Raw genomic sequence first — 11903 nt, 5'->3', positions numbered from 1 at the left:
GCCTGATGGCCGGGGTCTGGGGGACCGGGGGCGCGTGGCGGAGCCGAACCGCGCCTCCCGGCAGAAGGGCCGGATCCGGCGAACCGGACCCGGCCCCTGCGGGTCAGGAAGCCGCGATGGATTCCTTCGCGGCGGCCACGACGTGTTCCGTCGTGAAGCCGAACTCCTTGAAGAGCGTCTGGTAGTCGGCCGAGGCACCGAAGTGCTCGATCGAGACGCTGCGGCCCTTGTCGCCGACGATGTCGCGCCAGCTCATGGCGATGCCGGCCTCGACCGACACGCGAGCGGTGACGTCCTTCGGGAGCACCTGGTCCTGGTAGTTCTCGGACTGGGCGCGGAACCACTCGATGGACGGTGCGCTCACGACGCGGGCGTTGATGCCCTCGCCCTTGAGCTGCTCGCGGGCCTCGACGGCGATCTGGACCTCGGAACCGGTCGCGATGAGGATCACGTCCGGGGTGCCGTTCGGCGCCTCGGCCAGGATGTACGCACCCTTGGCGACGTTCTTCGCCGAGGCGAAGACCTCACCGGAGGCGTCGCCTTCGCCACGCTCGAACACCGGCAGGTTCTGACGGCTCAGCGCGATGCCGGCCGGGCGGTCGGTGTGCTTGAGCATCTCGAGCCAGGCGTACGCGACCTCGTTGGCGTCGGCGGGGCGGACCACGTCGAGACCCGGGATCGCACGGAGCGACGAGACCTGCTCGATCGGCTGGTGCGTCGGGCCGTCCTCGCCGAGGGCGACGGAGTCGTGGGTCCAGACGTAGATCGCCGGGGCGCCCATGAGCGCGGCGAGACGGACCGCCGGACGCATGTAGTCGCTGAAGATCAGGAACGTGCCGCCGAAGGGGCGGGTGTTCCCGTGCAGGACGATGCCGTTGAGGATCGAGCCCATGGCGTGCTCGCGGATGCCGAAGTGCAGCACGCGGCCGTACGGGTCGGTGCTCCACGTCGACGTCGAGGCCTCGGCCGGACCGAAGGACTTGGCGCCCTCGATCGTGGTGAGGTTCGACTCGGCGAGGTCGGCCGAGCCACCCCAGAACTCGGGCATCAGCGGCGCGATGGTGTTGATGACCTTGCCGGAGGCGGCACGGGTCGAGACGGCCTTGTCGGTCGGGAAGACCGGCAGTGCTGCCTCGAGGTCCGCGGGGAGCTCCTTGGCGTTGACGCGGTCGAACAGCGCCTTCTTGTCGGCGTTGGCAGCAGCCCACGCGTCGAAGGTCTTCTGCCACTCGGCGTGCTGCGCCTGGCCCTTGGCGACGGCGCCGCGGGTGTACTCGAGGACCTCGGGGGCGACCTCGAAGGTCTTCGCGGTGTCGAAGCCGAGGACCTCCTTGAGGCCCTTGATCTCGTCGGCGCCGAGCGCCGAACCGTGGATCTTGCCGGAGTTCTGCTTGGTCGGCGACGGCCAGCCGATGATCGTCTTGAGGACGATGAGCGACGGCTTGTCGGTGACCTGCTGGGCGGCCTCGATCGCGGCGTGGAGCTCCACGGCGTCCTCGGAGTACTCGCCGGTCTTCTTCCAGTCGACGATCTGGACGTGCCACCCGAGCGCCTCGTAGCGCTCGGGGACGCTCTCCGAGAACGCGATGTCGGTGTTGTCCTCGATCGAGATCTGGTTCGAGTCGTAGAACGCGATCAGGTTGCCGAGCTGCTGACGGCCGGCGAGCGAGCCCGCCTCGTTCGTCACGCCCTCCTGCATGTCACCGTCACCGGCGATCACGTAGGTGAAGTGGTCGAACGGCGACTGGCCGGCCGGGGTCTCCGGGTCGAACAGGCCGCGCTCGAAGCGCTGGGCGTAGGCGAAGCCGACCGAGGACGCGAGGCCCTGGCCGAGCGGGCCGGTGGTGATCTCGACACCGTCGGTGTGGCCGTACTCCGGGTGACCCGGGGTCTTCGAGCCCCACTTGCGCAGGTGCTGCAGGTCGTCGAGCTCGAGGCCGTAGCCGTGCAGGTAGAACTGCACGTACTGCAGGATCGAGGCGTGACCGGCGGAGAGGATGAAGCGGTCGCGGCCGATCCAGGTGGAGTCGCTCGGGTCGCGACGCATCACCTTCTGGAAGAGCAGGTGTGCGAGCGGCGCGAGGCTCATCGCGGTGCCGGGGTGACCGTTGCCGGCGGCCTCGACCGAGTCGGCGGCGAGAACGCGGGCCGTGTCGACGGCCTTCCGGTCGATGGCGTCCCAGGTGAATTCAGCCACTTGGATGTTGACCCTTCTTGATGCGACATGTGCGAGGGCTCGTGCCATCGCACGGACATGTGGCCATCCCGGGGCCGAGTCGTGTCGCCGTCTAGCGGCGGCCGACCGGCTCATCGCGGCCGACGTCATCGGGGCGCGCACTGCGGGAGGGCAGGTCCAGCATAGTGACCAGCCACTCAGAAGGGGTTCAGGTGACGCCCGATGTTCACGAGTCGGGTCACCCGGGCCCTCGTCCGCCGGGCGTGTCGTGCTCCGCGATCCGTCGTTCTGCACGGGATGTCTGCACGGGATGGGGGAGCGGGGCATCATCGCGGCGCTTCCATCACGTAAACTGTCGACGACCCGTGGACATTCCGGGTCAGCGCATGCCCGGACGCCGCCGCAGTCGTCCACCGAGTGTGCGAGCTGATGCGAACAGACTGAGGTTCCCTTGCCGACTGCCACCGTGACCAGGCCCGACACCGATCGACCCCGATCGCCGCTGTCCCGCAAGGTCCGTGCGTACGTCTCGTTGACCAAACCGCGGGTCATGGAGCTGCTGCTCGTGACCACCGCGCCGACCATGTTCCTGGCCGAGCGTGGCGTGCCGGACCTCTGGCTCGTGTTCTGGACGATGCTGGGCGGGGCGATGTCCGCCGGCTCGGCGTCGGCCTTCAACTGCTACATCGACCGTGACATCGACCGCCTGATGAAGCGGACGAGCACCCGCCCGCTGGTGACCGGTGAGCTCTCGGACCGCGAAGCCCTCGTGTTCTCGTGGATCCTCGGTGTCCTGTCGACGGCGGTGCTCGGGTTCCTGGTGAACTGGCTCGCCGCGGCCCTGAGCGTCATCGCGATCCTCATCTACGTGTTCGTCTACACGCTGTGGCTCAAGCGCCGCACCCCGCAGAACATCGTGTGGGGCGGCTCGGCTGGCTGCATGCCCGTGCTCATCGGCTGGGCGGGCGTCACCGGCTCCCTCACCTGGGCCCCGGTCATCCTCTTCATGGTCATCTTCCTCTGGACGCCGCCGCACTACTGGCCGCTGTCGATGAAGTACCGCGATGACTACGACGCCGCCGACGTCCCGATGCTCGCCGTGGTCCGCGGTCGCACCGTCGTCGGCCTGCAGGTCGTGCTGTACGCCTGGGCGACGCTCGTCTGCTCGCTCCTGCTCATCCCCGTTGCGCACATGGGGCCGCTGTACACCGTGGTCGCACTGGCCGGTGGCATCTGGTTCGTCGTCGAGTCGCACCGGCTGTACTCGCGGGCGATCCAGCACGTCGAGCACGTGCAGCCGATGCGCGTGTTCCACAGCTCGATCACGTACCTGACGCTGCTCTTCATCGCCGTGGGCATCGACCCGCTGCTGCCGCAGGTCTTCACCTTCTAGGCACTGCGCGGCGCCACTGGGCGACGTCGTACGACGAACTCGATGTCGTACGACGTCGCCTTCGTCGTTGGTGCGCGTGCACGACGGTTGCGCGCGCGGGGATGCGACGTCCTCGACGTCGTACGACGTCGAGGACGTCGTTCCGGGTCAGTGCGGGACCTGGCGCGGCCGTGGACGTGCCCACCAGGCGGCCGGGAGGCGCGGGGCGGCGCCGCCACGGGCCTCCCGGCCGCCTGGTGCCTGCCTGGGCGCGGGGCGCACGCGTGGCCGGGATGCGTGTGCAACGAACGACACCCCACGAGTCGATCGACTCGTGGGGTGTCGCAGAACGGGTGTGGCGCGTGCGACGCGCCCGGGCGTCAGGCGGCGTCGAGTGGTTCGCGCACGGCCTCGCGGCCGGCGCTGGCGCGCGTGGCGAGCACGACCGCCGTGGTGGCTCCGACGAGCAGCCCGGCGAGCACCATGTGCGTGCCCACCAGCCCGACGGGCAGGCCGGTGCGAGCCTGGGTCAGACCGACGGCGATCTGCAGGAACTCGACGACGAGCAGCAACAGTGCCCACTTGCTCGAGATCCGCAGTCGGACGGCGCCGACGACGAGCACGAGGGTCAGCGCGAACAGGGCGTACGCGGGCCAGGCGTGCACGTGCTCCATGACCGCGGGGTCGAAGCCCGTGCGGTGCAGCATCCCGCCGTCGACGGCCTCGTCGGCACCGGCGTGCGGGCCGCTGCCGGTCGTCAGGATGCCGACGAGCACGGTGACCACGACGGCGGCGACCGTGCCGCGGACGACGCCGGTGTACCAGCCGGGAACGAGGCGGTGGCTGGTGCGGGGGCCGTGCATCGTCCGGTAGACCAGGGCCGCGGTGACCGAGGTCAGGGCGGCGGACACGACGAAGTGCAGCCCGACGACGAACGGGTTGAGGTTCGTGAGCACGCTGAGCCCGCCGATGACGGCCTGGACCGGGATCGCGACGCCCTGAGCGAACGCGAGCCAGAACAGTTCGGGGCGCGTGCGGAGCATCCGGACGACCGCCAGGAACATCGCGATCGCCACGATGACGAGCACGAAGGTGAGCAGTCGGTTGCCGAACTCGATGATCCCGTGGATGCCCATCTCGGGCGTGGAGACGAGCGAATCGGCCGTGCACTTGGGCCAGGTGGGGCATCCGAGGCCCGACGCGGTCAGCCGGACGAGGCCGCCGGTGCCGATCAACACGACCTCGACCACGAACGAGGCCCACGCCAGCGCGATGACCCGGCGGTCGACGACCCGGGGGAGCGACCACCACCGTGCGGTCCGGAGATCCTGGTCGACGGGGGGTCCGACGCGAGTCACGAGGGTGGTGCCTTCCTGTTGTTCCGTGCAGTGAACCTGTAGGATTCGAGGGTTCAGCAGCAGTCAAGTCTAGGCAGGCGCCGGCTCCGAATGGGCCGAGATCGCCGATCGATCCAGGGACTGCGTGGAACCATTGTCGTTGCGAGGGAGCAGCACCGTGTCCGCCTGTCGGCGGTCTGCGGTGGAATGGCGTCCAGACGCCACGGGTTCACACCTGAAGACGCTGCCCCGCGAGAAGGAAACGAGGAGACCATGTCCGACGTGCTCATCGACCGTCCCGAGCTCGAAGGGCTCGGGCAATACGAGTTCGGCTGGTCCGACTCCGACTCGGCCGGGGCCTCGGCCCGCCGTGGGGTCTCGGACGAGGTCGTCACCGACATCTCGAACCTCAAGCACGAGCCCGAGTGGATGCTCAAGAACCGGCTCAAGGGCCTGCAGCTCTTCGGCCGCAAGCCGATGCCGACGTGGGGTGCCGACCTGACGGGCATCGACTTCGACAACATCAAGTACTTCGTGCGCTCGACCGAGAAGCAGGCGCAGTCGTGGGAGGACCTCCCCGAGGACATCCGCGCGACCTACGAGAAGCTCGGCATCCCCGAGGCCGAGCGCCAGCGCCTCGTCGCCGGTGTCGCCGCGCAGTACGAGTCCGAGGTCGTGTACCACCAGATCCGCGAGGACCTGGAGCAGCAGGGCGTCATCTTCATGGACACCGACACGGCGCTCCGCGAGCACCCCGAGCTCTTCCAGGAGTACTTCGGCACCGTGATCCCGGCCGGCGACAACAAGTTCGCCGCGCTGAACACGGCCGTGTGGTCCGGCGGCTCGTTCGTCTACGTCCCCAAGGGCGTCCACGTCGAGATCCCGCTCCAGGCCTACTTCCGGATCAACACCGAGAACATGGGCCAGTTCGAGCGGACGCTGATCATCGCGGACGAGGACTCCTACGTCCACTACATCGAGGGCTGCACCGCCCCGATCTACAAGTCGGACTCGCTGCACTCGGCCGTCGTCGAGATCATCGTGAAGAAGAACGCCCGCGTTCGGTACACGACGATCCAGAACTGGTCGAACAACGTCTACAACCTCGTGACCAAGCGTGCGATCGCGCACGAGGGCGCCACGATGGAGTGGATCGACGGCAACATCGGCTCCAAGGTGACGATGAAGTACCCGTCGATCTACCTCGCCGGTGAGCACGCCAAGGGCGAGACCCTGTCCGTCGCGTTCGCCGGCCCCGGCCAGCACCAGGATGCCGGCGCGAAGATGATCCACATGGCGCCGTACACGACGTCGTCGATCGTCTCGAAGTCGATCGCCCGTGGCGGCGGTCGTGCGGGCTACCGCGGCGAGGTTCGGGTCGACCCGGCGGCGCACCACGCGGCGAACACCGTGCGGTGCGACGCGCTGCTCGTCGACACGATCAGCCGGAGCGACACGTACCCGGCGATCGACATCCGCGTCGACGACGTCCAGCTCGGGCACGAGGCCACGGTCTCGCGCGTGAGCGAGGAGCAGCTCTTCTACCTGATGTCCCGCGGCATGGCCGAGGACGAAGCGATGGCGATGATCGTCCGTGGCTTCATCGAGCCGATCGCCCGCGAGCTCCCGATGGAGTACGCGCTCGAACTCAACAAGCTCATCGAGATGAGCATGGAAGGATCCGTCGGCTAGATGTCCAGCACCACCCCTCCCCACATCGACCAGCCGATCGAGCCCGCGGCACCCGCCCAGGGTGCCGAACAGCACGGCGCCGGAGCCCACTCCGACGGCGGCTGGGACGCCCCGGACAAGAAGATCCCGGTCCAGACCCGCTCCGAGCGGTTCCAGTCCGGCGACCTCGAGGCGTTCCCGACCGTCACCGGCCGCGAGGTGAACTGGAAGTTCGCGCCCCTGGCGAAGCTCCAGCCGCTCCTCGACGGTGGTCTCGACGGATCCGCCTACCGGTTCCTCGCCCGCCAGTCCGACGGTGCCGACGTCGAGTGGGGTCGCAGCGACGACCCCCGCGTCGGGACCGCCGGTCTGCCCGAGGACCGTGCAGCGGCCGCTGCGTGGACCGCGCGCGACGCCGTCCTCGCCGTCACCGTCAAGGCAACCGAGGCGCACGAGTTCATCACCATCACGCGTTCCGACTTCGGCACGCAGCCCCGAGCGGCGCACACGGTCATCACGGCCGAGCCGCACGCCCAGGGCATCGTCGTGCTCGACAACCGCGGCAGCGCACTGCTCAGCGAGAACATCGAGATCGTCGTGCAGGACGGCGCACGCCTGACCGTCGTCAGCCTGCAGGACTGGGACGACGACGCGGTGCACGTCTCGACGCACTTCGCCGAGGTCGGCCGAGACGCCTTCCTGAAGCACGTCGTGGTCTCGCTCGGCGGCGACGTCATCCGGGTCAACCCCTCGACGCACCTCGGTGCGCAGGGCGCCGACACCGAGATGTACGGCGTGTACTTCGCCGACGCCGGTCAGTACATCGAGCAGCAGGTCTACGTGAACCACGACGCGCCGAACACGCGCGGTCGGGTCAACTACAAGGGCGCGCTGCAGGGCAAGGGCGCGCACACCGTGTGGATCGGTGACGTGCTCATCGGTCGCGCCGGTGACGGCACCGACTCGTACGAGCAGAACCGCAACCTCGTGCTGACCGACGGCACCCGTGCCGACAGCATCCCGAACCTCGAGATCGAGACGGGCAACATCGAGGGCGCCGGCCACGCGAGCGCGACCGGTCGCTTCGACGACGAGCAGCTGTTCTACCTGCAGGCCCGCGGCATCCCCGAGGAAGAAGCGCGTCGTCTCGTCGTGCTCGGCTTCCTGGTCGAGGTCATCCAGAAGATCGGTGCGCCCGAGCTCGAGGAACGACTCATCGCCGCGGTCGAGCAGGAACTCGCCGAGGGCCGCTCGGTGATCGTCGCGCCGGCGGAGGCCGACGCCTGATGCCCACGAAGGTCTGCGCGGAGTCCGAGATCGCGGTGGACAGCCCCATGCGCGCCGTCGTCGACGGCACCGCGGTGGCCATCGTGAAGGACTCGTCCGGCACCGTGCACGCCATCGGCGACACGTGCACCCACGGGGACATCTCGCTGGCCGAGGGGTTCATCGAGGGCGACACGCTCGAGTGCTGGGCACACGGCTCCCGCTTCTCGCTCGCCACGGGGAAGCCGCAGAACTTCCCGGCGTACGAGCCCGTCCCGGTGTTCCGGGTCGAGGTGCGCGAGGGCGACGTCTACGTCGACGTGCACGACCCCGTGCCCGTCGACTGACACCGCCTCCCGGCCCCCACACTTTCCGCGGCCCGTCCGCGACACGACAGAAAACCGAAGGAACCCACGCAATGTCCACTCTGGAAATCCGCGACCTCCAGGTCTCGATCGACACCGATCAGGGCACCAAGGAGATCCTCAAGGGTGTCGACCTCACGATCAACGAGGGCGAGATCCACGCGATCATGGGGCCGAACGGCTCCGGCAAGTCCACGCTGGCGTACACGATCGCCGGGCACCCCCGGTACAACGTCGTCGGTGGCTCGATCACCCTCGACGGCGAGGACGTCCTCGCGATGAGCGTCGACGAGCGCGCCCGTGCCGGCATGTTCCTGGCGATGCAGTACCCGGTCGAGATCCCCGGCGTGACGGTGTCGAACTTCCTCCGCACCGCCAAGACGGCGATCGACGGCGAGGCCCCGGCCCTGCGCGGCTGGATCAAGGAGCTCCGCCAGTCGATGGCCGACCTCAAGATGGACTCGTCGTTCGCCGAGCGCAACGTCAACGAGGGCTTCTCCGGCGGCGAGAAGAAGCGCCACGAGATCATGCAGCTCGAGCTCCTCAAGCCCCGCTTCGCCGTGCTCGACGAGACCGACTCCGGCCTCGACGTCGACGCGCTGAAGATCGTGTCCGAGGGCGTGAACCGCGCCAAGGCCGCGACCGGCCTCGGCGTGCTGCTCATCACGCACTACACGCGCATCCTCCGCTACATCAAGCCGGACTTCGTGCACGTGTTCGTCGCGGGCAAGGTCGCCGAGCAGGGTGGCCCGGAGCTCGCCGACCGCCTCGAGAACGAGGGCTACGACCGCTACGTGCAGGCCGCGGCGGCGTCCGCCGCAGAGGCGCAGGCCTGATGATCGCGGCACTCGCCCCGGAGAAGTTCGACGAGGTCGTCGAGGGCCTGAAGGAGGTCCAGGACCCGGAGCTCGGCGTCAACATCGTCGACCTCGGCCTGATCTACGACCTGGCCTGGGACGACGAGGCCTCGGCGCTCGTGATCAGCATGACGCTGACGAGTGCCGGCTGCCCGCTGACCGACGTCATCGAGGGCGACACCGCGAACGCCCTCGACGGCATCGTGGACGCCTTCCGCATCAACTGGGTCTGGATGCCGCCGTGGGGTCCGGAGCGGATCACCGACGACGGGCGCGAGATGATGCGCGCGCTCGGGTTCGCGATCTAGTCGCGACCACACCGCAGACGGGAGGCCCGGTGCCAGCTGGCACCGGGCCTCCCGTCGGTCCGTGGTCGCGCCGCGCGCGGGGCGCGACACGCCACTCACGTTCGCCGAGGTTCCACGGACGAACGCAGAAGCGGCCGGGATTCCGAGATCTCGGAACCCCGGCCGCCGGAGCCGGGCGTGTCGACCGCGTCGACGACGAGCGCGCCGCGCGTCAGCGGCGGCCGAGCGCCTTCCACGCGAGCGGCACGATGCCTGCGGCGATGAGCGCCTTCGCGATCCCACCGACGATGAACGGGTACAGGCCGGCGGCGAGCACCGACTGCAGGTCGTTCGGTGCGCCGAGCTGCCCGAGCACGACCGCCAGGTACGGCAGTCCGGTCACGAACGGGATGGCGCTCGCGAGCAGCATCGCGACGGCTGCGCGCCCGAAGTGCCGGTCCCAGTTGCGGCGGGCCAGCCAACCGACGACGCCCGCGGCGGGGATGAACCCGATGACGTAGCCGAAGCTCGGCACGGCCAGGGCCTGCAGGCCGCCGGTCATGTCGGCGAAGAACGGCGCACCCGCCAGGCCGGCGACGGCGTAGACGAGCAGCGAGAGCATGCCGCGGCGGGCACCCAGGGTCGCGCCGACGAGGACGACGGCGAGCGTCTGCCCGGTGATCGGGACCGGCCACATCGGGACCTCGAGCTGTGCCATCGCAGCGGTGAACAGGGCTCCGCCGGCGACGAGGGCGGCGTTCGTGGCCAGCCCGTGCGTCCGCAGACGGTCGGCGAGGACTGCGCGGGGAGCGAACCCGGTGGCGTTCGTCATGGATTCTCCTAGAATGGACTGCTGGTCCCGTTCGGAACCATCGGTCCCGTCAGCGTAGCGGTGCACCTCACGCACACGTCGTTGTGCAAACCCACCAACTGATTGGACGTCCACTGTGCTTGCCGTGCACGAACTCGAGATCCGCGTCGGAGCTCGTCTCCTCATGGAAGACGTGTCCTTCCGTGTCGAGAAGGGCGAGAAGATCGGACTCGTCGGCCGCAACGGCGCGGGGAAGACGACGATGACCAAGGCCCTCGCGGGCGAGACGCAGCCGAACGGCGGCACGATCGACCGCGGTGGTGAGATCGGCTACCTGCCGCAGGACCCGCGCTCCGGCGACCCGGAGGAGACCGCACGCAAGCGCATCCTCGACGCCCGCGGGCTCGGTGAGCTCGTGGAGGGCATCCGCCTCGCCACGCTCGACATGGCGAGCGAGGACACCGCCGTCGCCGAGAAGGCGATGCGCCGGTACAGCCGGCTCGACGACCAGTTCAACGCGCTCGGCGGCTACGCGGCGGAGGCCGAGGCGGCGTCGATCGCGTCGAACCTCAAGCTGCCGGACCGCATCCTCGACCAGCAGCTCAAGACCCTGTCCGGTGGTCAGCGTCGTCGCATCGAGCTCGCGCGGATCCTGTTCTCGGACGCCGAGACGATGATCCTCGACGAGCCCACGAACCACCTCGACGCCGACTCGGTCGTGTGGCTGCGCGAGCACCTGAAGACCTACCCCGGCGGCGTCATCATCATCTCCCACGACGTCGAACTCGTGGAAGAGGTCGTCAACCGCGTGTTCTACCTCGACGCCAACCGCCAGACGATCGACATCTACAACATGGGCTGGAAGCTCTACCAGCGGCAGCGCGTCGCCGACGAGGAGCGTCGTCGCAAGGAGCGCGCCGGCGCCGAGAAGAAGGCCGCGACCCTGAAGGACCAGGCCGCTCGGTTCGGTGCGAAGGCCTCGAAGGCCGCCGCGGCGCACCAGATGGTCGCGCGTGCCGACAAGCTGCTCGCTGGTCTCGAGGACGAGCGCGTCGCCGACCGGGTCGCCAAGATCCGCTTCCCCACGCCGGCCCCGTGCGGCCGCACGCCGCTCATGGCCGAAGGGCTGTCGAAGTCCTACGGGTCGCTCGAGATCTTCGCAGGTGTCGACCTGGCGATCGACCGCGGTTCGCGCGTCGTCATCCTCGGGTTCAACGGTGCCGGTAAGACGACGCTGCTCCGGATCCTGGCGGGCGCCGACCTGCCCGACACCGGTGAGATCCAGCCCGGCCATGGTCTGCGCATCGGGTACTACGCGCAGGAGCACGAGAACATCGACATCAACCGCACCGTGATCGAGAACATGGTGTCGGCGTCGACCGACCTCAACGAGACCGAGGCTCGTCGCGTGCTCGGTTCGTTCCTGTTCACCGGGGACGACGGCTACAAGAAGGCCGGGGTCCTGTCCGGTGGTGAGAAGACGCGTCTGTCGCTCGCGATGATCGTCGTCTCGGGCGCGAACGTGCTGCTGCTCGACGAACCGACGAACAACCTGGACCCGGCGTCGCGTGAGGAGATCCTCAACGCCCTCGCTGGGTTCGAGGGCGCCGTCGTCCTGGTGTCGCACGACGCCGGTGCCGTCGAGGCCCTCAACCCGGAGCGCGTGCTGCTGTTGCCGGACGGCACCGAGGACCACTGGAACAAGGACTACGCGGAGCTCATCGAGCTCGCCTAGCGGGCGGTCACGACACCCCGCTCAGG

The 11903-nt window shown here is 68.9% G+C and carries 10 protein-coding genes; 7 read left to right on the top strand and 3 right to left on the bottom strand.

The window, feature by feature from the left end:
• Positions 1-103: 103 nt before the first annotated feature.
• Positions 104-2197 carry a transketolase gene (tkt, locus tag HQQ88_RS03220; RefSeq protein WP_173168603.1) on the bottom strand — a complete coding sequence of 698 codons (2094 nt, stop codon included), beginning with the start codon at positions 2195-2197 and terminating at the stop codon, positions 104-106.
• A gap of 445 nt (positions 2198-2642) precedes the next feature.
• On the opposite strand from tkt, the gene HQQ88_RS03215 reads away from it, so the two are divergent.
• A complete protein-coding gene (locus HQQ88_RS03215) occupies positions 2643-3569 on the top strand; it encodes a heme o synthase (RefSeq protein WP_123312549.1) in 927 nt (308 codons plus the stop codon).
• 359 nt (positions 3570-3928) lie between these two features.
• Here the strand turns inward: HQQ88_RS03215 and HQQ88_RS03210 are convergent, their stop codons facing one another.
• Complete coding sequence (locus tag HQQ88_RS03210) at positions 3929-4906, bottom strand: heme A synthase (protein WP_111083967.1); 978 nt, start codon at positions 4904-4906, stop codon at positions 3929-3931.
• A 252-nt stretch (positions 4907-5158) separates the two neighbouring features.
• Here HQQ88_RS03210 and sufB point away from each other — a divergent pair, with 252 nt between their 5' ends.
• The 5 genes from sufB to HQQ88_RS03185 all read left to right on the top strand — a co-directional run bounded on the left by sufB (position 5159) and on the right by HQQ88_RS03185 (position 9352).
• Positions 5159-6577: a Fe-S cluster assembly protein SufB gene (gene sufB, locus HQQ88_RS03205; RefSeq protein ID WP_111083968.1), complete on the top strand. Its 1419-nt coding sequence runs from the start codon at positions 5159-5161 to the stop codon at positions 6575-6577.
• The gene (gene sufD / locus HQQ88_RS03200; protein ID WP_216833920.1) at positions 6578-7843 is read left to right on the top strand and encodes a Fe-S cluster assembly protein SufD; all 1266 of its coding nucleotides are present in this window, start codon (positions 6578-6580) and stop codon (positions 7841-7843) included.
• Positions 7843-8169 carry a non-heme iron oxygenase ferredoxin subunit gene (locus HQQ88_RS03195; RefSeq protein ID WP_111083970.1) on the top strand — a complete coding sequence of 109 codons (327 nt, stop codon included), beginning with the start codon at positions 7843-7845 and terminating at the stop codon, positions 8167-8169. Before sufD ends, HQQ88_RS03195 begins: the two co-directional genes overlap by 1 nt.
• Before the next feature lie 71 nt (positions 8170-8240).
• Complete coding sequence (gene sufC / locus HQQ88_RS03190) at positions 8241-9023, top strand: Fe-S cluster assembly ATPase SufC (RefSeq protein ID WP_111083971.1); 783 nt, start codon at positions 8241-8243, stop codon at positions 9021-9023.
• Positions 9023-9352 (top strand): metal-sulfur cluster assembly factor, encoded by a 330-nt coding sequence (locus HQQ88_RS03185; RefSeq protein ID WP_111083972.1) that lies wholly within the window; start codon positions 9023-9025, stop codon positions 9350-9352. Before sufC ends, HQQ88_RS03185 begins: the two co-directional genes overlap by 1 nt.
• 211 nt (positions 9353-9563) lie before the next feature.
• On the opposite strand, the gene HQQ88_RS03180 is transcribed toward HQQ88_RS03185, so the two are convergent.
• Positions 9564-10163, bottom strand: a complete 600-nt coding sequence (locus HQQ88_RS03180) for a biotin transporter BioY (protein ID WP_123294377.1) — start codon at positions 10161-10163, stop codon at positions 9564-9566.
• Positions 10164-10278: 115 nt separating this feature from the next.
• On the opposite strand from HQQ88_RS03180, the gene HQQ88_RS03175 reads away from it, so the two are divergent.
• The gene (locus HQQ88_RS03175; RefSeq protein ID WP_123294378.1) at positions 10279-11877 is read left to right on the top strand and encodes an ABC-F family ATP-binding cassette domain-containing protein; all 1599 of its coding nucleotides are present in this window, start codon (positions 10279-10281) and stop codon (positions 11875-11877) included.
• The last annotated feature ends 26 nt before the right edge of the window (positions 11878-11903 follow it).

It is taken from the genome of Curtobacterium sp. VKM Ac-2861 (assembly GCF_013204965.1).
GTDB lineage: Bacteria > Actinomycetota > Actinomycetes > Actinomycetales > Microbacteriaceae > Curtobacterium.
This window is presented reverse-complemented; position numbering and strand designations above follow the sequence as displayed.

Bases quoted from the DNA above. Each gene is read 5' to 3' on its own strand.
- sufB (WP_111083968.1), top strand. From the start codon at position 5,159: ATGTCCGACGTGCTCATCGACCGTCCCGAGCTCGAAGGGCTCGGGCAA.
- HQQ88_RS03185 (WP_111083972.1), top strand. From the start codon at position 9,023: ATGATCGCGGCACTCGCCCCGGAGAAGTTCGACGAGGTCGTCGAGGGC.
- sufD (WP_216833920.1), top strand. From the start codon at position 6,578: ATGTCCAGCACCACCCCTCCCCACATCGACCAGCCGATCGAGCCCGCG.
- sufC (WP_111083971.1), top strand. From the start codon at position 8,241: ATGTCCACTCTGGAAATCCGCGACCTCCAGGTCTCGATCGACACCGAT.
- HQQ88_RS03180 (WP_123294377.1), bottom strand. From the start codon at position 10,163: ATGACGAACGCCACCGGGTTCGCTCCCCGCGCAGTCCTCGCCGACCGT.
- HQQ88_RS03195 (WP_111083970.1), top strand. From the start codon at position 7,843: ATGCCCACGAAGGTCTGCGCGGAGTCCGAGATCGCGGTGGACAGCCCC.